Annotated in this window: 19 protein-coding genes and 2 pseudogenes; 4 read left to right on the forward strand and 17 right to left on the reverse strand. The window is 46.5% G+C overall.

The window, feature by feature from the left end; genetic code table 11:
• The first annotated feature begins 6 nt into the window (after nucleotides 1–6).
• A complete protein-coding gene (locus NST83_RS21060; protein WP_342415558.1) occupies nucleotides 7–1,530 on the forward strand; it encodes a DHA2 family efflux MFS transporter permease subunit in 1,524 nt (507 codons plus the stop codon).
• Between the two features lie 172 nt (nucleotides 1,531–1,702).
• Here NST83_RS21060 and NST83_RS21065 read toward each other — a convergent pair whose 3' ends face one another.
• From NST83_RS21065 to NST83_RS21080, 4 genes are all read right to left on the reverse strand, one after another.
• Nucleotides 1,703–3,664 (reverse strand): heavy metal translocating P-type ATPase, encoded by a 1,962-nt coding sequence (locus NST83_RS21065; protein ID WP_342418014.1) that lies wholly within the window; start codon nucleotides 3,662–3,664, stop codon nucleotides 1,703–1,705.
• A 64-nt stretch (nucleotides 3,665–3,728) separates the two neighbouring features.
• Nucleotides 3,729–4,115: a hypothetical protein gene (locus tag NST83_RS21070; protein WP_342415559.1), complete on the reverse strand. Its 387-nt coding sequence runs from the start codon at nucleotides 4,113–4,115 to the stop codon at nucleotides 3,729–3,731.
• Between the two features lie 184 nt (nucleotides 4,116–4,299).
• Entirely contained in the window at nucleotides 4,300–4,665 is a 366-nt protein-coding gene (locus NST83_RS21075) for a cupin domain-containing protein (protein WP_137060304.1), read from the reverse strand.
• A 239-nt stretch (nucleotides 4,666–4,904) separates the two neighbouring features.
• A complete protein-coding gene (locus tag NST83_RS21080) occupies nucleotides 4,905–5,267 on the reverse strand; it encodes a cupin domain-containing protein (protein WP_137060305.1) in 363 nt (120 codons plus the stop codon).
• Nucleotides 5,268–5,492: 225 nt separating this feature from the next.
• On the opposite strand from NST83_RS21080, the gene NST83_RS21085 reads away from it, so the two are divergent.
• Entirely contained in the window at nucleotides 5,493–6,356 is an 864-nt protein-coding gene (locus NST83_RS21085; protein ID WP_342415560.1) for a LysR family transcriptional regulator, read from the forward strand.
• 477 nt (nucleotides 6,357–6,833) lie between these two features.
• On the opposite strand, the pseudogene NST83_RS21090 reads toward NST83_RS21085, so the two are convergent.
• Nucleotides 6,834–7,034: pseudogene (locus NST83_RS21090) on the reverse strand (tRNA-binding protein); the annotation flags it as partial.
• A gap of 146 nt (nucleotides 7,035–7,180) precedes the next feature.
• The gene (locus tag NST83_RS21095) at nucleotides 7,181–7,525 is read right to left on the reverse strand and encodes a helix-turn-helix domain-containing protein (RefSeq protein ID WP_250273257.1); all 345 of its coding nucleotides are present in this window, start codon (nucleotides 7,523–7,525) and stop codon (nucleotides 7,181–7,183) included.
• Between the two features lie 198 nt (nucleotides 7,526–7,723).
• On the opposite strand from NST83_RS21095, the gene NST83_RS21100 reads away from it, so the two are divergent.
• Complete coding sequence (locus NST83_RS21100; protein WP_342415561.1) at nucleotides 7,724–8,452, forward strand: SDR family oxidoreductase; 729 nt, start codon at nucleotides 7,724–7,726, stop codon at nucleotides 8,450–8,452.
• 179 nt (nucleotides 8,453–8,631) lie between these two features.
• On the opposite strand, the gene NST83_RS21105 is transcribed toward NST83_RS21100, so the two are convergent.
• The 3 genes from NST83_RS21105 to NST83_RS21115 form a co-directional block, all read right to left on the reverse strand.
• Nucleotides 8,632–8,781: a hypothetical protein gene (locus NST83_RS21105; protein WP_158309127.1), complete on the reverse strand. Its 150-nt coding sequence runs from the start codon at nucleotides 8,779–8,781 to the stop codon at nucleotides 8,632–8,634.
• A gap of 264 nt (nucleotides 8,782–9,045) precedes the next feature.
• Nucleotides 9,046–10,134 carry a DUF561 domain-containing protein gene (locus NST83_RS21110; RefSeq protein ID WP_342415562.1) on the reverse strand — a complete coding sequence of 363 codons (1,089 nt, stop codon included), beginning with the start codon at nucleotides 10,132–10,134 and terminating at the stop codon, nucleotides 9,046–9,048.
• A gap of 202 nt (nucleotides 10,135–10,336) precedes the next feature.
• On the reverse strand, nucleotides 10,337–10,870 hold the full coding sequence (locus tag NST83_RS21115) for a DUF1572 family protein (RefSeq protein WP_342415563.1): 534 nt from the start codon (nucleotides 10,868–10,870) through the stop codon (nucleotides 10,337–10,339).
• A 299-nt stretch (nucleotides 10,871–11,169) separates the two neighbouring features.
• On the opposite strand from NST83_RS21115, the pseudogene NST83_RS21120 reads away from it, so the two are divergent.
• Nucleotides 11,170–11,787: pseudogene (locus NST83_RS21120) on the forward strand (aldo/keto reductase); the annotation flags it as partial.
• Between the two features lie 555 nt (nucleotides 11,788–12,342).
• Here NST83_RS21120 and NST83_RS21125 read toward each other — a convergent pair.
• The 8 genes from NST83_RS21125 to cyoA all read right to left on the reverse strand — a co-directional run bounded on the left by NST83_RS21125 (nucleotide 12,343) and on the right by cyoA (nucleotide 22,435).
• Nucleotides 12,343–13,794, reverse strand: a complete 1,452-nt coding sequence (locus NST83_RS21125; protein WP_342415564.1) for a PEP-utilizing protein — start codon at nucleotides 13,792–13,794, stop codon at nucleotides 12,343–12,345.
• A gap of 273 nt (nucleotides 13,795–14,067) precedes the next feature.
• Complete coding sequence (locus NST83_RS21130; RefSeq protein WP_342415565.1) at nucleotides 14,068–16,500, reverse strand: heavy metal translocating P-type ATPase; 2,433 nt, start codon at nucleotides 16,498–16,500, stop codon at nucleotides 14,068–14,070.
• Between the two features lie 187 nt (nucleotides 16,501–16,687).
• Nucleotides 16,688–17,056 carry a metalloregulator ArsR/SmtB family transcription factor gene (locus tag NST83_RS21135; protein ID WP_014278144.1) on the reverse strand — a complete coding sequence of 123 codons (369 nt, stop codon included), beginning with the start codon at nucleotides 17,054–17,056 and terminating at the stop codon, nucleotides 16,688–16,690.
• A gap of 152 nt (nucleotides 17,057–17,208) precedes the next feature.
• The gene (locus NST83_RS21140) at nucleotides 17,209–18,333 is read right to left on the reverse strand and encodes an NADH:flavin oxidoreductase (protein ID WP_342415566.1); all 1,125 of its coding nucleotides are present in this window, start codon (nucleotides 18,331–18,333) and stop codon (nucleotides 17,209–17,211) included.
• A 181-nt stretch (nucleotides 18,334–18,514) separates the two neighbouring features.
• Nucleotides 18,515–18,850 (reverse strand): cytochrome o ubiquinol oxidase subunit IV, encoded by a 336-nt coding sequence (cyoD, locus tag NST83_RS21145; RefSeq protein WP_137060314.1) that lies wholly within the window; start codon nucleotides 18,848–18,850, stop codon nucleotides 18,515–18,517.
• The gene (cyoC, locus tag NST83_RS21150; RefSeq protein ID WP_137060315.1) at nucleotides 18,851–19,459 is read right to left on the reverse strand and encodes a cytochrome o ubiquinol oxidase subunit III; all 609 of its coding nucleotides are present in this window, start codon (nucleotides 19,457–19,459) and stop codon (nucleotides 18,851–18,853) included. It abuts the gene before it with no gap.
• Nucleotides 19,459–21,435, reverse strand: coding sequence for a cbb3-type cytochrome c oxidase subunit I (locus tag NST83_RS21155; RefSeq protein WP_342415567.1), 1,977 nt, complete (start codon nucleotides 21,433–21,435; stop codon nucleotides 19,459–19,461). Before NST83_RS21155 ends, cyoC begins: the two co-directional genes overlap by 1 nt.
• Nucleotides 21,436–21,460: 25 nt before the next feature.
• Nucleotides 21,461–22,435, reverse strand: coding sequence for a ubiquinol oxidase subunit II (cyoA, locus tag NST83_RS21160; protein ID WP_342415568.1), 975 nt, complete (start codon nucleotides 22,433–22,435; stop codon nucleotides 21,461–21,463).
• Nucleotides 22,436–22,626: the final 191 nt, after the last annotated feature.

Here is a 22,626-nt window from a genome sequence, read left to right on the forward strand (position 1 = left end):
GCTGTCATGGAACCAAAAATGTCCATCGGGCGCATCCTGTCCGTACTGCTGTTAGGCGCCTTCATTTCTATTTTGAATCAAACCCTGCTGAATGTGGCGATTCCGCATTTGATGAACGACTTCAATGTATCCGCAACTACCGTTCAATGGCTATCCACCGGATATATGCTGACCAACGGGATTTTGATTCCGATTACCGCCTTCCTGATTGAGTCGTTCGGGACACGTGCGCTGTTTATTTCCGCGATGGGGCTATTTACTGCCGGTTCTGTCGTCTGCGCCGTCAGTACCGGCTTTGCGCCTATGCTGGTCGGACGCATCATTCAGGCCAGCGGAGCGGGGATTATCATGCCAGTGGTTATGAACGTGTTCCTGACCGTATTCCCCCCGGAAAAACGGGGGGCAGCCATGGGGACGATGGGCATCGCCATGATGTTTGCCCCGGCTATCGGGCCGACTTTATCCGGCTGGATCGTAGAGCATTACAGCTGGCGGCTGCTATTTTTACTGGTCATTCCGCTGGCGATTATTGATATTCTGTTTGCGATACGCTGGCTGAAAAATGTATCCAAGCTGACGTATCCGCATTTTGACCTGCTGGGAACGATCTTTTCGACTCTTGGCTTTGGCTTCCTGCTGTATGGCTTCAGTTCCGCTGGAGACAAGGGCTGGAGCAGCAATACAGTAGTGCTCACACTCGCTGCTGGGCTCGTATTTATTGTATTGTTTGTCGTACGCGAGCTGAATATGAGGCAGCCCATGCTGGAGTTCCGTGTGTTTAAGTATGATATTTTCACGGTATCCACATTGGTGGGCGCTACGGTCAATATGACGATGTTCGGCGGGATGCTGCTGTTACCGATCTATCTGCAAAATATACGCGGCTTTACACCGCTGCAATCCGGTTTGCTGCTGTTGCCCGGCGCACTGCTGATGGGTGTCATGTCACCGATATCGGGAGCGATTTTCGACCGAATTGGTGCGAGGCCACTGGCGATTATCGGGTTGATCATTACGGCGGTCACGACATGGGAATTCAGTCTGCTGACGGATGCCACGACCTATGGACACATTATGATCATCTATACGATTCGCAGCTTCGGGATGTCATTGTTAATGATGTCCGTACAGACAGAAGGGCTGAATCAGCTTCCTCCCCATCTCGGCAGCCACGGTACAGCCATGTCCAATACAGTACGGCAAATTGCCGGGTCCATCGGCACCGCATGGCTCATTACGGTGATGAGCAGCCGGGCTACCATTCATTTGGCGGATTATGCGAATGTGGCTACCACCGCCAATGTTCCTTTAACCGAAGGCGTAGATGAGCTGGGGCAAACCCTCGCGCAAACGGCTGGAGTTTCGACGGAAACTGGCTCGGCGCTTGCGTTACAGCAGGTATATCGAAGTGCTGTCACAGAATCGACGATCCACGGCATTAACGATGCATTTATCATTGCTACCGGAATCGCGCTGGCAGGCCTGCTGTTTTCCCTGTTCTTACGCCGGTCTACACCTCGTCGGAGGTAAAATTACAGCCTATAATAGTTGAACCAAAGATGTACATGATTCGCCACTGAGCGGTCAGATGGTACTTCCCATCGCCGTTGGGCTAGTTCATCTTATAGTGATGATTTCCGTGGATACGCAAAAAAGGAGCATTCACCCCTGTCCTTTAAGGGATGTGAATGCTCCTTTCCATTTATGACCGCAGCAGGCGCAAGCCGTTCAGAATGACAAGCAACGTGCTGCCCTCATGCCCGATAACGCCAAATGGCAAAGCGATATCTTGCACAAAGTTGCTAATGATAAGCAGTAAAATGACACTTACGGCGAAGATCATATTCTGCTTGACCACCCGTTGTGCCTTGCGTGCCAGTGCTACCGTCGGGGCAATCTCTTCGATGCCATCGTTCATCAGCACCACATCCGCGACCTCCAGTGCGGCTCCACTGCCATGCATACCCATGCCCAGTCCGACCGTTGCGGCAGCCAGTGCCGGAGCATCGTTCACACCGTCGCCGACCATGACGACATGCCCGTACTGCTCCCGAAGCATGCGAATATGACTGACTTTGTCCTCCGGCATCAGACCAGCGTATACCGCATCGACTCCGGCCTGCGCCGCGATCACGGCGGCGGTTTCCGGGCGATCTCCGGTCAGCATGACGACCCGGATGCCCTGCGCTTGCAGGCGTCTCACCGCCTCCTGCGCCTGTGGCCGCAGCTCGTCGCGCAGTGCCAGCATCCCGGCAATCCGGTCATCCGCGAGGATAATGGATACGGTTTTACCCTCGGCTTCCAGCCGGGCACGTGTTTCCACCCATTCCGGCTCTGCCAGCGGACTAGCGTGATCCAGCGCATCCGTGCGCCCGATTTTCCACCTCATCCCGTCTACCATGCCCTCCATTCCCCATCCCGTCAGGGACTGTACTTGCTCCACTGCGGGAAGCTCTCGCTGCCCCAATTCGGCTTCAGCTTTGGCTACAATCGCTCGTGCCAACGGATGCATGGAGTAGCTTTCTATTGCCGCAACAATGCGTAACAGCTCATCGGCATCGTAGCCTGTGGCGGTAATCCAGTCTGTTACAACAGGCGACCCGATGGTCAGCGTACCTGTTTTGTCAAAGGCGACGACAGATGTCAGCGCCATATTTTCCACATGCGCACCACCTTTGAACAGGATGCCCCGACGGGCACGGTTGGAAATAGCCGACAGCATGACTGGCATAATGGACGACACGAGTGCGCATGGTGAGGCCACAACGAGAAATACCATTGCCTTGTAAAATGCCGCTGCCCACGTCCATCCCAATACCATTGGCGCACCTGCAATAACAATCAGCGTAACCGCAACAACAATTCGGGCGTAAATCGACTCGAACCTTTTGATAAAGCGTTGGGAATCGGGGACCTCAGTCTGCGCTTCCTCCACCATACGGATGATTTTTGAAAATAGAGTGCCTTCGGAGGAATGACTAACCTCCACATACAGCACGCCTTCCCCGTTAATGGTGCCCGCATATACCTCGTCACCTGCCGCTTTGTTCACCGGAATGGATTCCCCGGTAATAGATGCCTGATTCACCGCCGAAACGCCCTTGGAAATCCGGCCATCCGCCGGAATCAGTTCGCCCGGCTTCACCAGCAGCAGATCCCCCGGCAGCAGTTGCTCAATGCCGACCGTTTCCGTCCCCTCGCTTGACAGACGCAAAGCCGTTTCCGGCTTCAACGCCATCAGCTCGGAAATATCCTTGCTGCTGCGCTCGGTGGTATAGCTCTCCAGCGCACCGCTGAGAGCAAAAATGAAGATCAGCATTGCTCCTTCATTCCAATAGCCAATAGCCGCAGCCCCCAATGACGCTGCGATCATGAGCAGATTAACATCCAGATCACGTTCACGGATCAGCGTCTCAATGCCTTCTCTGGCTTTAGACCAGCCACCTAGAGCGTAGGAAACCACATACAGGATGACCGCCAGCCATTGCGACCAATGCGAGACGCCCCATGCCATCAGCATAAGCGTTCCACTGCCCAGGGCAGCCTGCATCTCCTTGTTTTTCAGCATGCTTTTGAGCTGGAATTGCGGCTTGCGATTCGGGCCTGGTCGTCCGCTTCGATTAGAAGGAGACAATGTCTTTTGAATTCGTTGAACTGCTTGCATCATGTCACGTTCCTTTCCTTTTTTGTTCTTTGTTATTGCACCTCATTGAGAATGATATCCATTGTTAAGTGCCTAAAAATAGCACATGCTGCTTCGGGAAGCCCGAAGCAGCATGTTTAGCAATGAGAATGATAATCATTTTTGCATTTATACAATTATTTTGGTTTAGAGAAACTTTTGCTTTATTATAACCCTTTTCTTCTCCAGTTGTAAACAGGAGTTTACCCCAGTGCCTTGATGCCGAAGCTAAGCTTCGGAGACGTTCGCCATGCAACCAGGTCGCATGCAGCTTCTCTTCGATTTGTGCAGCCTGTTCTTGGGTCCATTTCCCCTTCGGTAGCGAAGCTTTGTGACGATGCTCGTAAGCTTGCTGAGAGCGTCCGGCTTCGTAAGAATTTTGCGTGGCATTCCGACAGATTTCCCGGCAAATGGTGGCATGATGTCTTCCCAATCCTTGCCCAATGGCTCTTGCACTCTGGCCTTAATAAAAGAAACAGCGGCAGCCATGGACAAGAAGGCCAACCAGAAATCTCTGGTTGACCTAATAATACGAAATAAAGTCCTAGACTGCCGCTGTTTTATTCAACTAACGTTTCCGTTACTTTAACGATGTAATCGAACTGAAGCTAAATGCATTAGATCCAAATATCATTGACTGCTGTTAATTCTGACTCAGTCTCGCCAGTGTTTACTACGCCCCTGGGCTCTACCAACATGATATGACACTCCTGGTTAGCGAAAGTTTTGTGTTCGACACCCCTTGGTACAATAAACATCTCTCCTTGGGAAATCTTTACTTGGCCATCGCGGAAATCGATGAACATCTCCCCTTCGAGCACGATAAACACCTCGTCGGTATCTTGATGATCGTGCCATACAAAATCCCCATCTATCTTGACCAATTTAAATTGATAGTCATTCATTTCACCAATGACTTTCGGAGACCAATGTTCATTGAACTTAGATAATTTCTCATTCAGATTAATAGATTGGTAATTAATATTAATCTCTCCTTTTTATTGATATTCAATATACCATATTATTGACTTGGTTTGTTGTTAACTACCCTGCCCTTTAGTTGAATGCGGCGGATCTCTAAAGGAGAATCAGCCGCTAACATATAGTTTGCTTCTATTAAGAGGTTTTAGACTATTGGTTCAAATAGCGTTTCCCATTAGTTGAATCATTAGCTAAGGATCGAATCAAAATCAGTATAATTATTTCATTGATGAGCGCTTCATCAAATTCGTTGAGGAATCGAAACGGTTCGTTCATTCACCACATTTCCCGTGTTTAGAGTAGTTTTGGGTTCGATTAATAGTACATGGACCTCTTCTTCAGCAATTGGCTGATGTTCAACTCCTTTAGGTATAATAACAAACTCCCCTTCATTAACAGCTATTTCACCGTCTCTCAAACGGATTAGTAGTTTCCCTTTCCATACGAAGAACATTTCGTCCTCGTGATCATGGTGATGCCAAATGAATTCACCCTTGATCTTTACCATTTTTACGTATGAATCGTTTAACTCTCCGCCTATTCTGGGATTCCAATAATCAATTATTTGCAAAAATTTATCTTGTACATTGACCTTCGAAATCATGAGATTCCCTCCTCATTATTGGTAACGTGTGCTGCATTTTGCCCCGGCTAGAATCTCCTTTTTCCCCATTCACCTCCTCATCATCAGATAACGAGATACTCAATCACTTGGCTTTGGTGTAAATCTCTCTTATTCACTAAGTTTACATACTGCGATGCATCACGTAAAATTAAAAAATAGTGTATAGATAATCAAATTTTGTGATGCAAAAAGGAGAGAGTTGTTTTGGACATTAGATCTTTGGAGGTATTTAAGGCAGTAGCAATTGAACAAAGCATTACAAAAGCTGCTGAGAAATTGAATTATGTACAGTCCAACGTTACTGCACGAATACAACGTCTTGAGCAAGAGTTGGGCGTTCCTCTGTTATATCGATATCATAAGAAGGTATCCTTAACGCCTGCAGGACGTGAACTGTTGCCGCATGTAAACAAGTTGCTTTACGATTTCGAGGAAGCGATTGAGGCAGTTAAGCTTTCTTCTGCCCCGCGGGGAACCTTGCGCATTGGAGCTATGGAGTCAACTGCTTCTACACGATTGCCATTGATTTTTGCACAATATCACAAGAAATTTCCACAAGTAGAATTAAGCTTATATATGGCACCTACTGTAGATCAGGTTAGTACCATTCTCAAATATAAGGTAGACGGCGCATTTGTGGATGGGCCAATTCTTCATCCGGAAATTGTTGAATACCCTGTCTTTGAAGAATCTCTAGTTTTGATTACAAGCTACTCTCCGGAACCATTCCAATTAGAATCGATTTTACATGAACCACTGCTTTCGTCATTCGAGCATTGCATCTATTTGGGACGTTGGCAGCGATGGCTAGAGGACAATGGCTATGCTCCTATGAAGGTGATGGAATATGGCACTCTAGAGGGTGTCCTTAAATGCGTTGAAAACGGGTTAGGAGTCACCGTCTTACCAATATCTATGGTTGAATCACGGATGCAGGGAAGACTTAACTGTCATCCATTACCGGAACCGTACAGAACAGTGCCCACTGTGTTTATAAGGCGTCGTGACTCGTACATGACCAGTGCTCTCTCACAATTTATGGAGCTGGTGGGCATAACTAATCTGTGATTTGTTGCTATTTGCCAACTTAGAGTATTATTCGTAGGTATAATGACTTGTCCCAGAATTTCCCTTAATTTTTATCTTTATCTTAGAAAATGGAAGTGATTGATGAACCCAATGTTACTATCTTCTTCATGCATTACTTCATTATCCATCACCTATATTTGAACAGATTTAAACAATGAATAATGCATATAAACCATATATTACTATGGTAAGTCACTAAAAATAACTGCCCGTTAGTTGAGAAAACGGCATCCACTTTATCGGTTGCCGTCTCTTTGTGTTTATTGAGCTATCGTTCCCCGTTAGCTTAATGACCTCAAATATGAAAATTTCTAAAGAGTCCATATAAGAACGAACAATTCCAATTACTGTATAATTGAGAACAAGAGAGGGTGGTAATAACAAATCATACAGGGTTATTTAAGAAATTAAAACCCACCGTAAGGCTGTCGCCTTGCACGGTGGGTTTTGCCTTTATTATCTGATTTGCGTTCCGTTGGGTAGATCGAAATCCGGCTTCAACAGCACGACATCTCCCTGTTCAGGCAGTCCGCCCAGAACCAAAACTTCCGAATTGAATCCCGCTATGCGGCGCGGTGGAAAATTGACGACGCCTACGATTTGTTTTCCGACGATATTTTCAGCCGCATATCTCTTGGTGATTTGCGCACTGGAACTCAGTTCGCATCTTACATATTAATTTCATCCGCATTCACTGAAACAAATATAAAGCACCAGCTTCAAAGAGATTCTTCTTTGGTTCGTCATATCTATCGGCAGAGAGTAAGTATACGGCTATCCACTAAGACTTCCCGATCGCAGACTTAGGATAGAAACTCTTTTCCCCATACTCTTATAGAATCGATGATACTCGACAATTTATTTCCTTGTTCAGTGAGGAAGTATTCTACTTTGGGTGGCACAGTGTCATCTACTATCCTCTTCACAATTCCATCCGCCTCGAGTTCCCTGAGTTGTAAAGTCAGCATTCGTTGTGAAATCCCTGGTATTAATCGTTTAAGTTCATTAAATCTGACCGATTTTTCGGATAAAATGTCGATAATGATTCCCTTCCATTTTCCTCCTATCATATGTAAAGCCATTTCAACAGGGCAGGCCCTTATAACCTCTTCACTGCAATCGCCATATTCTTTTAATCCATATCCCATATTGCCACTCCATTCATTAAGTTACAAAAATGTGCGTACTTACAAGTATCAATCCTTTCCACTATATTAACTATATCAGAATTGAAAGGAGATATGTCTCGATTACAATGAGAGAATCTAAATAGCAGTGACAAATATAAGAATTAAATACATTTTCGTAGGTACAGGTTTTAGAAAATAGATTAGGGAGGCAATTTTATGAATAAATCCAAGATCGTATTAATTACAGGTGGCAACAAAGGTATTGGTTTTGAGACAGCAAGACAATTGGGAAACATGGGGTATGAGATTTTAATAGGAGCAAGAAGCGAAGAAAAAGGACATGAGGCCGTAACGTTTTTAGAAACGGAGAACATTAAAGCTAAAACGGTGGTTCTTGATGTCACAAACCCCAGCTCCGTTCTCTCCGCAGTAGAATGGATTGAACAAGAATATGGATACCTTGATATCTTGATTAATAATGCAGGCGTGTTTTTTGAAGGCAACACACCTCCAAGTGAACTGGAACTGTCCGTTCTCAAGAATACATATGAGACAAACGTTTTCGGCGTATTTTCTGTCACTAAAGCAATACTTCCATTGCTCAAAAAATCTTCTGCCGGAAGAATCGTAAATCTTTCCAGCGGATTAGGTTCCTTAACTTTGAATTCAGACCCAACGTCGGAATTTTATAATGTGAATTCGCTCGCCTACAATAGTTCCAAAACGGCTGTAAATGCTTTAACTGTTTTCTTTGCTAAAGAATTAAGAGATACTCCTATTAAAATCAACTCGATTTGCCCTGGATTTACAGCTACCGATTTAAATGGTAATAGTGGCTATCGCACAGTCGAACAAGCAGCTTCCAGTGTAGTTAAGCTTGCCACAATCAATAATGATGGTCCAACTGGTAGCTTTTTTGATGAAAATGGAGTTGTGCCTTGGTAAAAACACAGGGAATAAGTTAGCTTTAATATCCAAAAATTCCGATATAAATATTTCTAATACATCGAATAGATTCTCTGTGTAGTCAACGGCTATAAGGACTTGTTCATGTCCACTATCGGCAATAGGGCTATGTTCTTTCTCCTCTGACCCGAGTGACGAGCATTCGAAGTTGCCATACCTTAGGCGGAAGCCGTCATATCATGAATAGTTATTGGTTTCCCTGCAACGCCAATCCAATCTCCCAAAAGAGTTAATACTTGAACGTGTAGTTTGTTCACATCTTCTAAGCATGTAACAACATTAACATTGCCAAATCTAACTTCACTCATGTTTCTTCCCTCTCTTTTGTGGTATGTGTTAAATTATTCAGAAATGCATAATTTGACAAGGCTAAGTATTAATAGAGCTCTATAACTTTGCAATCAGCGTTCTACAATCCAGTATTGTAATTTTATATTGATTGCTAAGTTGAATATGTATTTAAACTAACCTGCCCGTTACTTCAATGAAAACTAGGGAACAGCTGCAACGGCAATCTGCTCCCTGGTTATTCCACTAACGTTTCCCGTTAGCGTAATGTCCAGTTAATTGTATTAGTCTCCGACTCTTCGAAGATTAAAGATTAGTTTGACAAGCACATTTGCTTGATCGATCGTCTGTTTGACAGTTGCAGCGGCAGAGCGATCAGTGGCTAACCGAAGACCTTGGCCCGCCCAGAGTGACATGTACTCAGAGTTATTCGCTTTTGCAGCTGCCTGGCGAATGTCCCTCGTCATTGCGTTTTGAATTGGGTAGGCAGGAATTTTTCCGGGATACCGATGCATGTCATTCATAAATTCTGTTCGAATACCTCGTGCGGCTTTGCCAGAGTACACGCGAGTAATTTCGGTGCAATCCTCATTTTCTGAAAGAATCTTCTGTTTGTACGTTGTATGAGCACCGCTTTCGGGACACGCCAGAAAGGCAGTTCCCATTTGTACGGCGGCGGCTCCTAATGCGAGGCTTGCTACAAGCCCCCTTCCATCCATGATGCCTCCCGATGCGATGACTGGAATTGTTACATGATCCACGATCTGTGGAATAAGAGCCATGGTGCCTATCTGAGTGTCGGAAACGCTCTTCAAGAATGTGCCGCGATGTCCCCCAGCTTCACTTCCCTGGGCTACAATTGCGTCTACACCAGCCGCTTCCAATTGTTTGGCTTCTTCAATTGTTGTTGCTGTACCAATTACAATTGTTCCACGCTGCTTCATCGTTTGGATCACATCTTGCGGTGGTATGCCAAAGGTAAAACTAAACACCGGGATTTCTTCATCCAGTAATACTTGCACCTGCTCTTCAAACGACTCCGAATATTTCTGGATCGCTGGATTTTGTGCAATGCCAAGTTCGACGCGATAAATATTGAGGTGATCTGCCATTTGTCCGATCGTTTCTTCCGATTCTACTAGTTGCTCAGGTACAAACAAGTTGACTCCAAACGGCTGAACCGTTAGTTGTTTGATCTCTCGTATCATGCTCCGGAGTTGTTCTGGTGTTAAGTATCCGGCACCTAAGTTGCCTAGACCCCCGGCGTTTGAAATTGCTGCTACCAATTCAGGAGTCGTAGGTCCACCTGCCATCGGCGCTAGGAAGATCGGGTATTGAATTTTGAGGATACGTGTTAATTCTGTCTCAAGCATTTTTGAAAACCTCCTATTGTTGAACCTATAATGGAATCTTCATGATTTCGATTAATGCGAATTTCAAAGAAGTTTGTTACTCCATCTATTTAAGGCAGCCACCAAACTATCCTGCCCGTTAAGTTAACAAAAGAATAAGGAACTACCGCAAAGGAAGCTCCTCAACTATCGTTTCCCGTTAGAATTCCTGTAGAATGAATCATCAATGATACTGGCCTGTAATGTGCTCATTCGCATCTTTCAGTGTTTTGGAGAGTAACACAATTTGCCCTGCATGATATCCGTAGTGTGTCGCAACCTGAACAAGAAGCTGGCTAATTTCTCTCGCTTCATAGGTTTCATCCTCTGAAGCGCTAACCCGAAGCATTCTGTTCCAATCCTCGTGGTCATAGCGGATTGTAACTTCTCTTTTTAAATCCTCATCAGACAAAACTGATAATATACTTACCGATTCGGATCGTGTCCTCATAAGAACGCTAATCAACTCACCTTTCGATATGCCACCTTCAGAATTAAATTCTCGAGTACGTTCCCGAATGAATGGTTTGTTTCCGATTGCACTTATGAGGTTCTGATATTCGTTACCCGCTAAATGTAAGCAAAGATTACCGATGCTGTTCATGGAATCCTTCATTTTCTTCCAAATCAAATCATCATCAAGCGGGTTTATGCTCTTTATAATTCGATCGAGCTGCTTGTCCATGTCTTCGAGTACATTCTTTATTAGGTCTGGCATGACCATTTCCCCCTCTGTAAACTTATTTTTATTATTCGTTAAACTCTGGGTATTTCCTTTAATTATCCTGCCCGTGGGACTTGATCCCGAGCGCTATAATGTTCACCCCTATTTGTCATGACCATGATTGAGGCTGGTTGGGACTTTACATCCCCGGTAAATTTACATGAAGGAGAGATCAGATGAACCCCGTTATTGGGCTAGACATTTCTAAAGAAGAAAGCCACGGACAGGCCTTTTTAGATCGTGGAAAACCATACAGAGGGACCTTTCATTTCTAACATACGTGTGAAGGACTTGAGAAATTGCTTCAAGCTATTCGAGACGTCGAGCATGTATCTGGATATCGTCCTACGTTGATTCTCGAAGCAACCGGGCACTCCCAAAGCCCCGTCGTTCAGTTCTTGGAGGAGCATCACTATTTATTCATTGTTATCCATCCGCTCATTTCAAATCGGCTTAGAAAATCCAATCTTCGGAAAGTTAAAACGGATGCCGCGGATGCGGAGAAGGAACTCCTCCCCTACAGCCAGAAACAGGGCATCGGCGTGATTGCCTATAGCCCGCTAGCCTCGGGTCTACTCTCCGGAAACTACAACGCGGACACCCGATTTGACAAACAGGATTGGCGCTCCAAGTCCCCATCCCATTCCGGAGAAGGCTTCAAGCAAAATATCGCGGTAGTCGGGCAGCTCAAAGAAGTGGCGGCGGACCTCGGCATTACAGTCGCCCAACTGGCCCTCGCTTACGTCCTCGCTCATCCGGCTTTAACGAGCGCGCTCGTCGGCGTCCGCAAGCCTGAACATATCCAGAAGTCGCTGCCGGCCGTGGATGTTAAACTCGACGATGCCGTGCTGGCTAAGATTCGGACCATTGCAGCGAGCGCCGCAAGAATCATGATGCCGATAAACGAGTAAACCAGCAAATACAACGCAGATAGGTATCTGCGTTGTATTTGCTGTTCATAAAAATCATTACAGAAACAGGAAACGACTAGTAGGTACCCAAAGTTAGCAATGATACAAAAACGAAAAGAGCTGCTAGAGTAAAAAAGACAATGGAAATTCTAGAGTTATTCTTCCGCTCTTTAATTCCATAGGCACAGCAAAAGATAGCCATAGTGAATTGGGCACCACTTCGGCAATAGGCATTGCTCACAAAAAATATGCTGCTAAATTCGATTACTAACTGCGGTAAGAGCTAGTATATTAAACCATAAAGGATTTTTTCGAAATTGTTTATACATAAAGGTTTCCCTCCACCATTCCAACGAGATATCTTATATGGGCATAATATTTTTTCTTCTATTCTCTCTGATATTATAAGTGACGGATTGTAAAAATGAATCCTTAAATTACAGACTTTATTTCTTCCCATCACCAAGAAAAAAGGATATCCGCGCAACAGCGCAGATATCCTTTCTATACAGCTTAAGCATCTTTTTATGAAATGAAATTCGCGTTACATTCGGGCTACAAGGGAAAATGCTGTGCTTGGTTATGCGAGGTGTTGGAACCATATTCCCCCTCTAGGTCCTGTAGCAATGCGTAACGTGCAGCCGCAAGACGCGCGGCGATAGCCCCCGTTTCCGGGCAAATAATGCCAGTCAGCCTGCTTGCCCATATACCGGCTCCATCCAATAGCGTATGGACTTCGTCAAACGCAGCCCATACGGGAAGTTTGGGCTTCACGCCCCGGATGGCCTGTGTCATGCGTTTTATCGTATCGCTCGTCCCCTCATGACCGCCGACAGACAGATCGGACAGATCCGCGTCCACATCATATGAAGGAAACCGCGTAGCTTCCAAAATCACCGCATCGGCAAAACGTGCCATATCTGCTGCTTGAGCCGCCTGCTTGATCTGTTGCGCTTTCACTTCCCGCAAGAGATTGGCGCGGGCAGACTCATAGGACTGTTTGACCTGCCCGTTCCATGTTTGGCTGACGTTGAGCTTGGAGGACGCATCCACCGTCAAAAGCACGCCTATCCGATATGGAATGCACCGCAGGCGGCCGCATAAGGTCTGCTCCGCAACGCCGTCGATCCAGTCCCGGGCTGCCCGGAATTGGTTCACGTCAGCAGGATTGCGTACCACAATCTCTAACTGTGGTTCTCCACCCTGCTCCACGTTTCGCAACGCTGCACGCAGCAGCGCCTCCAGTTGCATATCTTGCAGGCTTCCGATGCCCACTGCATTATGCTGTTCGATCAAGGCGATTGTGAGTGGTGAACCGTTCAGAGACTCGAACAAGCCTTCATACTCTGTTTCCAGCAGCCCGATAATTCGCCGGGACAGATGCTCACACAATCCAGGCAAGCCAGATGCCTGATTAAAGGCTTTGTACGTATCTGATGCACGGGAGCCTGGAATAAGGAGGGGGGCAGATTCCCCGTCAGGACCATGAATCGTATGCCCGGACTCTGCCGCGTCCAGATAGGCACGGCATAATTCAGCCACACGGCTGGACGACTGCGAAAAGGGGCCGTGCAAAAGGCTATAGCCATCAAGACTGCCCATACTTAGCCCTACCGCTGACTCCTTGCTTGTATAATTCACCTGGACAGGATCATCAGCATAGATACGTATGAATGTACGCCTGTATTCATCGCTCCACTCCAGTAGTGTGCTCATCGCCTCCCTGTTATCGTTGCCCTTATTCAACAACGTTTCCCCAATGAGCTCGGAGTCCGCAGCCAGCAACGCCTCCTCTTGACTGATCCTGCCCTGTTCGGCTAATCCGACCAGCCAGCCCAGCGGGTCTTCCTCCTGTGAGGCAGATACTTCACTGCATCCTGCGAGCACTGACTCAATAGCCAGTCTCTGTGCAGCAGCGGCCTCACTCCCCGACTCGGGGCCATCGCAATCCAGACTGTTTTTTTCACTCAACAGTTCTGCGAATACATACATCAGTTTAACCTCCATGCTACAAATCCATCCTTTCTCCCGTCAGCAAGTTGGCACACACAAATTTGAGTATCCCACCAGAAAAGAAAACGCTTACCTATCAGACGTCGAGTAGAATTCAAATAAGCCTCACCTGTAAGGTCTCTACCTTAACGTATTAGGCGCACCCCACATTTATACATATCTGTAGAACGACAGGAAAACATAGATTAAACCACAGCTTTGAACGAAAAAAAGCCCTCGGATTCCATAGGATGAATACATCCGCTGATAACCCGAGGGCACTATTTTTTATTCGAAAGAACGCACTTTCAGTACACGCATAACATTCAGAACGGCAAGCAATGTTACACCCACGTCGGAAAATACAGCCTCCCACATGGTAGCAATACCGAACGCACCCAAAGTGAGAAACACGGCTTTGACACCTAGCGCAAATATAATATTCTGCCATACGATGCGTCGTGTACGCTTGGCGATATGAATCGCTGTAACCAGTCTCGAAGGCTCGTCGTTCATGATCACGATATCCGCCGCCTCAATCGCGGCATCTGAGCCCAAACCGCCCATCGCTACACCTACATCTGCCAGTGCCAGCACAGGGGTATCATTAATCCCGTCGCCTACGAACAAAATCTTGTCGCCCGCCTTTTTACTTGCAGACAGTTGTTCAATCGCTTCGGCTTTATGCTGGGGTAACAGTTCTGCACGTACTTCATCCAGACCCAACTGTCGTCCAACGGCCTCTGCAACCGGCCGATTGTCACCTGTCAGCATGATTGTTTTCACTATACCCAGTTTTTTCAGTGAAGCAATCGTTCGTGCCGCGTCCTCCTTGACCTCATCCGAAATCAGGATGCATCCAGCATACGTTCCGTCTACAGCCACATGAACGACCGTTCCTTCATCCATCGTTCCTGCACGTTGTGCATCGTCAAAAGCAACTTGCTCCCGCTCCATCAGCTTCGCATTCCCGGCCAACACCAGGCGACCATCTATCTGCGCTTGAATCCCATGACCGGAAATCTCGCTATATTGCTGTACCCGCTCGGCTTGAAGCTCCTTGCCATAGGAATCACGCAGGGATGCCGCAATAGGATGCGTGGAATGCAGCTCCGCAAAAGCAGCCGTTTCCAGCAGACTTTCCTTCGTAAACTCCCCGGCAGGATAAATGCCTGTTACACGGAAAACCCCTTTGGTGAGTGTACCTGTTTTATCAAAAACAGCATATTTCACATGGTTCAGTGCTTCAAGATAGTTCCCGCCTTTAATCAGCACACCTGAACGGGAGGCTGCCCCGATGCCGCCAAAGAAGCCCAACGGAATGGATACGACCAGCGCACATGGACAAGAAATAACGAGGAAAACAAGTGCACGATATACCCAATCTGCAAACTGCGCTCCCGGTACGACGAGTGGCGGAACAACTGCCAGCAGCAGCGCAACAATAACCACAACAGGAGTATAGTATCTGGAAAACTTGGTGATAAACTTTTCGGTTGGCGCTTTTTTGGCGCTCGCATTTTGCACTAGCTCCAAAATTTTGGCGACTGCTGATTCGCTGAATTCCTTGCTAACCTCTACAGTTAAAAGTCCGTTTGTATTTATAAATCCGCTCATCACACTGCTTCCCGGCTCCACGGTACGAGGCACGGATTCACCCGTCAGCGCCGAGGTATCCACATGCGATTTTCCGTCTACAACCTTACCATCCAGCGGAATCTTCTCGCCCGGCTTGATTACTATCAGATCACCTACACGCACATCCTCGGGTGACACCCGACGTACGGAATCAGCCGTCTTCAGGTTGGCATAGTCCGGTCGAATATCCATGAGGTCGCTGATAGATTTGCGCGAACGATTAACCGCAATGCCCTGGAATAGCTCACCGATTTGATAAAAGAACATGACGGCTACGCCTTCCGGATATTGCCCAATTGCAAATGCGCCAACCGTAGCCAGCGTCATCAGGAAATATTCGTCAAAAGCCATTCCTCGTACCAGACTGCGCACAGCCTGCAAGACTACATCTCCACCAACAATGATATATGCCAGTAAAAACAGTGCCAGCTTGCCTAGGCCCTCTACAGGCAACCACCAGGCAACAGCCGCAACGACTGCACCGATAGCCAAGCGTGCAATCATGCGGCGTATACCGTCTGTACCGTGGTCATGTGTATGCCCGGCGTGGCTGTCATCTCCATGCGAATGTGAATGAGCATGTGCGGCGTCACCATGATCATGTACATGTTCGCCATGATGGTGGCTACCATGGGCATGAACTTCCTCAGCATGTGCTTCATGACTATGAGTATGACCCGTGTGGCTGTGAGCTCCATGTTGTTGGCCGTTCTCATGCGTATGTCCTTCATTATGCGTATGTCCTTCATCATGCTCATGACTATGGGTGTGCTCCCCTGCGGTTCCTGCCTGCGCTGCACCCGCCACTCTGCGACTGTTCTCACCCGAGCGTCCCCGGGCGCTTTTTACGATCATTCGGACGTGAGGCTCCAGTCTGTGAACCTTCCGTTCCGTTTGACGAAGGATCTCCTCTTTTTGATCCGAGCTTGCTGTCATCGTCAATGTTTTCGTTACAAAATTGACCGAGCAATCAAGCACACCTTCTATTTTACTGACTCCATTTTCAATCTTCAGAGCACAGTTGGCACAATCCAAGCCTTCCAAAATCCATTCGTGCCGTTCCGTTCTTTTCAGAGCATCCATAATCATTGGCCTCCAATTAACTATATATGAGCAACTGTTCATATATTATTTATTAAACTCATTATATTCAGTATCATGAGTAAAAGTCAATGATAATAGCCCCTTTCCGCCAAATAAATCTATTTCATCGGATAAACACCAAAAGAGCGCCAATCGCTTGGCGCCCTGCTTTGTTTCTATCCCAAAATTATTGATGTGAAATGTGCTGGTGGGTTTGCAAAAATATCTGCTCCACATGATTATCATCCAGCGAATAAAACACCGTTTTGCCTTCCTTGCGCCGTTTGACAATGCGCAGATTGCGCAAATAACGAAGCTGGTGAGATACCGCAGACTGTCCCATATTCAACACCTGGGTCAGATCATGCACACACAGCTCCTTCTGAGCCAAAGCGTAGATTAGCTTGATCCGTGTCGGGTCACCCAAGGCTTTGAACAGCTCCGACATTTTGTATGCGATGGAATCCTCAACAAGAGAAGATTTTATGTGTTCGATTTCTTTGTCTGAACCGTGACAAGCCGGCTCGCAATCCAAAGCTTCCGTTTCAGAATTCATCCTTTTCACCCCGTGTATTTCGACTTGATGCTCCTATTATAGCAAATTCGTAGAATTTACGAATAGCTTATATTACAGCTTGCCCTGTAACGGAGAATTTTCGAGTCTCAATGCCTCGGTATCACACCCTATAAAGTTGTGCTAAGTAAAGCTTAATTCAACGTTTTTAATGCTTCATCACTGTAAGGCACGAGTTCCTCTATCCGGTTATCACGTAGCTTAACCGCAAACGCCGGGTCAACCAGCAAAGCCCGTCCAACCGCGACCAGATCAGCTTCCTCTCGCTCTACTTGTCCAACAAGTTGTTCTAATCTTGCCTGTACGCTACTCGAATGATCGGTCTGGCTGTTATTGTTTTTTTCCAGTTCACTCAAAAAAGCCTTCTCCAAACCAATGGAGCCTACAGTAATAACCGGCTTGCCTGTTAGCTTTTTGGTCCAAGCAGCTAAATTTAGATCAGACCCTGCAAATTCCGGTTCCCAAAAACGGCGGCTTGAGCAGTGGAATACATCCACCCCGGCCTTCACCAATGGAGTCAGAAACTGTTCAAGCTCCTCCGGTGTCTGTGCCAATTTCTCTCCATAATGGTACATCTTCCACTGGGAGAACCGCAGTACAATTGGAAAATCTGGACCCACTGCACGACGACAAGCCTCAATGACCTCCACCGCAAACCGAGTACGCTGGGCCAAATTGCCTCCGTACTGATCTGTACGCTTGTTGGTTTTATCCCAGAAAAACTGGTCAATTAAATAGCCGTGTGCTCCATGAAGCTCAATGCCGTCGAAACCCACCTGCTGGGCATCGGCTGCGGCTTGGGCATAGGCTGCGATAATATCAGCAATCTCGGCCTCCTTTAACGGCTCAACTACCTTTTCACCAGCAGGAGTGATACCGGACGGACCGACGGGTAATGCCTCGGGATTAGGCTGGTTAGCCGCGCCTATTTTCCGGGCCGCACCCACATGCCAGAGCTGCGGTATAATCTTGCCACCCGCTGCATGGACCTCCTCGACTACCTTCGCCCACCCCTTCAATCCCTCACCATAAAAAATAGGAATGCTCGTATGCTCCACGGCTGCGGGATGATTAATAGCGGTTCCCTCGGTAATAATCAATCCGACTGCATTTTCCGCACGGCGACGATAATACGCGGCCACCTCAGGGCCTGGGATACCTTGAGGAGAAAAATTCCGTGTCATTGGAGCCATAACAATCCGATTGGGAAGAGATAAATTACCTGCCTTAAAAGGTTTAAATAGTATATCTGTATTCATTATTTTCATCCTCCGCTCTCAACTAGAGTTATTGTTTTCACCCTACTGTTATACAATTCCATTTTACACATAAATAAACTTGAGTTCAAGTAGCCACAGTTTATTTCTCCAACACGATACTCACAAAAAAAAGAGGAAGCGGCCCTAAGCTGCTTCCTCTTACCTAATTAGTTTGTACTTATTATTGTGCTACCATGTTGTATTCCATAATCCAGACAGAACCGCCAACAACGGTCAGCAGGATGACTACACCGAAAATCAAAGTCATGACATTCCAGCGCGGTCCATTACTTTCACGGATATGCATGAAGAAGAATAACTGCACCAGAAATTGCAGCACTGCTGCGACCAAAATAACAACCATAGTTGAAGTGCGGCTCAACATATGATTCATGACCACACCGAGAGGAATGATGGTCAGTACGATGGACAGAATAAATCCGATTACATAGGATTTCACTGAACCGTGAGAATCATCATGACCATGCGAACCCGCTCCTGATTGATGCTGTGCCATCTACATCACCCCCATCAAATAGACGACTGTCAGCAAGAAGATCCAGACAGCGTCCAAAAAGTGCCAATACAAGCTCAATGCCGAAACTTTGCCCTTCGTCTCTGGAGTTAGCCCGCGTTTTTTCAACTGAAACATAAGGCCGATCATCCACACCAGACCTAACGAAACGTGAAGTCCGTGCGTACCGACCAATGTGAAGAATGCCGACAGGAACGCGCTCGTTCCAAAATTGGCTCCTTCGTGTACCAATTCAACAAACTCGTAAACCTCAAAACCGATAAAGCCAAGACCCAGGATTGCCGTCACGATTAACCAGTTGATTAATCCTTTCATGCTTCCTTTGTTCATGGCCAACACAGCCAGACCGCTTGTGAAGCTGCTTGTGAGCAAGAGGAACGTTTCTATGATAACGCCCGTCATGTTAAACAGCTCTGCGCCCCCCGGTCCTCCAGCTGTGCTGTTCCGAAGGACGACGAAGGTTGCGAACAAGGTACTGAACAGGATTACGTCCGTTACAAGAAAGATCCAGAAACCAAGCATCTTCAATTCTTGTGGATCGTGATGCCCGTGGTCATGATCATGGCTGTGATGTGCTGCTGCTTGTGCCATTATACAGACCCCCTTATTGCCGCTTCCGTGCGTTTTACTTCATCCGCAGGGATGTAGTAGTCGCCATCGTACGAGAAGAAAGAACGACAAATCATACAAATCGCAACGCCGATCAGACCCGGAATATAGAAGAACGACCATCCGAATACAAAACCGAAACCTGCGATGAAAAAGAATACCGACATAATGAATGGAATCGCCGAGTTTTTCGGCATATGAATCGCTTCAATTGGCGGTTGCTTTCTGAAAATTCCTTTTGCGCGTTTGTCTTTCTCTGCCCACCAGTCATCACGTTCTTCTACTTGTGGGATGGTAGCAAAATTGTATTCCGGTGCAGGTGAAGGGATCGACCATTCCAACGTATGACCATCCCAAGGGTCGCCTGTTGTATCCTTCAGCTTGCGGAAATTTTTGATACCCAGAAGAATTTGAAGAACCTGGAACAAGAAACCAATACCCATCAGGAATGCTCCAACGGTTGATACAAGGTTAAGCGGCTGCCAGCCAGTATCCCAGCCGTAAGTGCTCAGACGACGTGTCATACCCATCAGACCGAGTGAATATTGTGGAATGAAACATACATAGAAGCCGATATTCCAGAACCAGAAAGCCCATTTACCCGGCGTTTCAGGCAGAGTGAAGCCGAACATTTTAGGCCACCAGTAGTACAGACCTGCCAGATAGCCGAACACTACACCGCCAATCAGAGCGGAGTGAAAGTGAGCGACCAGGAAGTAACTGTTATGGAACTGGAAGTCCGCAGGCGCTACAGACAACATGACGCCCGTCAAACCTGCAATCAGGAAGTTCGGAATAAAGGCGATTGCCCACATCATAGGTGTCTTAAATGTAATCTTACCCCGATACATCGTGAACAGCCAGTTAAACACTTTAACCCCTGTCGGTATTGCGATAACCATTGTCGAAATGGCAAAGAATGCATTAACATCTGCGCCTGATCCCATCGTGAAGAAGTGATGCGCCCAGGTGAAGAAGGACAGGATAGCAATCATGAACATGGCGTAAACCATGGATTTGTAGCCAAACAATTTCTTTTTGGAGAATACGCTGATGACCTCGGAATAAATACCGAAGGCAGGTATAACTACGATATAAACCTCAGGGTGACCCCACATCCAGATCAGGTTGATATACATCATTGGGTTACCACCGAAATCAAGTGTAAAGAAATGTCCTCCTCCGAAGCGGTCAAGGAACAGCAAAGCCAATGTTATCGTCAGAATCGGAAACGCGAAAATGATGATAACACACGATGAAAATACGGACCACGTAAAGACAGGCATTTTCATCCATGTCATACCAGGTGCGCGCATTTTAATAATGGTAACAATAAAGTTAATCCCCGTAGCCAATGAACCTATACCAGAAATCTGTATACCCCAGATATAAAAGTTCTGACCAACGCCGGGACTAAATTGCAGCTCCGAAAGCGGTGGATAACTCAACCAACCTGCGTCCGGCGAACCGCCAATAACGAAGGACAGGTTGAATAGCATCGCTCCCATAAAGAACAGCCAGAAGCTCAGCGCGTTCAGGAAAGGAAACGCAACGTCACGCGCACCAATTTGAAGTGGTACCGCGATGTTAAACAAACCAAACATCAATGGCATCGCCATAAACAAGATCATGATCGTGCCATGCGTTGTAAAGATCTGATTGTAATGCTCAGGATGCAAAAGTGTAACATCCGGTGTAGCAAGCTGCAAACGCATCAACAATGCATCCACGCCTCCGCGGAACAGCATCAAGATGGCTGCGAGAATATACATAATACCGACTTTTTTATGGTCAACGGTAGTCAACCAGTTTTTCCAAAGCCAGCCCCATTTTTTGAAATAAGTGAGCACAAACACGATCCCGATCGTCGCAAGAGCAATAGAAACGTCCGCTCCATAAATCATTGGGTCTCCAGTAACGAAGAAAGTGGATGCAAACTCTTTTATTTTGTCAAGCATTGGGGGCCTCCTTCCCTATAATCATTTAATTGTGTCCGCTCATATTCATATTACTCATGGTGCCTGTATCAGTGCTGCCAGACTTGGAAGAACCTTCTGTGGATGCTCCACCATGTCCGCCATGAGGATTAGGAGCTCCTTCCACTACATACTTGGTCACAATATCCTGGAACAAACCGTCTGGAATCGAAGAATACTCGTCAGTCTGGGAAAGGCCTGGTTTGGCAAGCGCCAAATAGCCATCCTTCGTAAGCGGCTTGGATTGCTTCTTAATGTTAGCGACCCAGTTTTTATAATCTTCATCCGACTGAACCTCTACATCAAAGCGCATTTGTCCAAAATGCTCACCGCTGAAGTTTGCGCCCGAACCAAAGTAAGTTCCTTCCTGATCAGCCTGCAAATGCAGCTTCATGGCCATGCCTGACATGGTGTAGATCTGGCCGCCCAATTGCGGAATCCAGAACGAGTTCATCGGCGCATCAGCAGTCAGTTCGAAACGGACCGGAACGCCTTTAGGAATGTGAATCTCATTGACTGTAGCAATACCTTCTTCCGGATACATAAAGAGCCATTTCCAGTCCAGTGCAGTTACTTGGATGGTTACTGGCTTTTGTGTGCTTGCCATTGGCTTGGAAGGCTCCAGCAAGTAGGTATATCTCGCAGTGATAACCGCAAGAATCAAGATGACAACAATTGGAATACTCCACCATACGGTCTCCAGTTTTTTACTGTCGTCCCAGTGGGGTTCGTACTTCGCCTTGTTATCCGGTGCGTCGCGATAACGCCAAATGATGAAAAAAGTCAAAATCATGACCGGTACAATTAGAAGTGCAGCCATAGACGTTGAAAGAATGATCAGCTCTTTTTGTGCTTGCCCAATAGGTCCTTTCGGATCGAAAACAACGTATTTTCCGCCAGCATAAAAACACGTCCAAATGAGCAATGCTACCGTGAGCACGGTCAAAACCAACGCAATAATCGCTTTTGGTTTTTTGTTCATGTTGTTCCCCTCTCCTTAAATAATAAATTACTCAAAACTTAAGAACTCCTGTAATGTTGCCCCTATATAAGATATCAGAAAAAAGGGGACTTTTTTTATTGTTAACAGAATTGTCGATTATTTGTCCGTTTTTTGTGAAAAACCTCTCTAAAAATAAAATTTCTCTTGCAAATTCAAAATCTACTATTACT

The sequence above is a fragment of the Paenibacillus sp. FSL R10-2782 genome (assembly GCF_038592985.1).
Taxonomy (GTDB): Bacteria; Bacillota; Bacilli; order Paenibacillales; family Paenibacillaceae; genus Paenibacillus; species Paenibacillus terrae_C.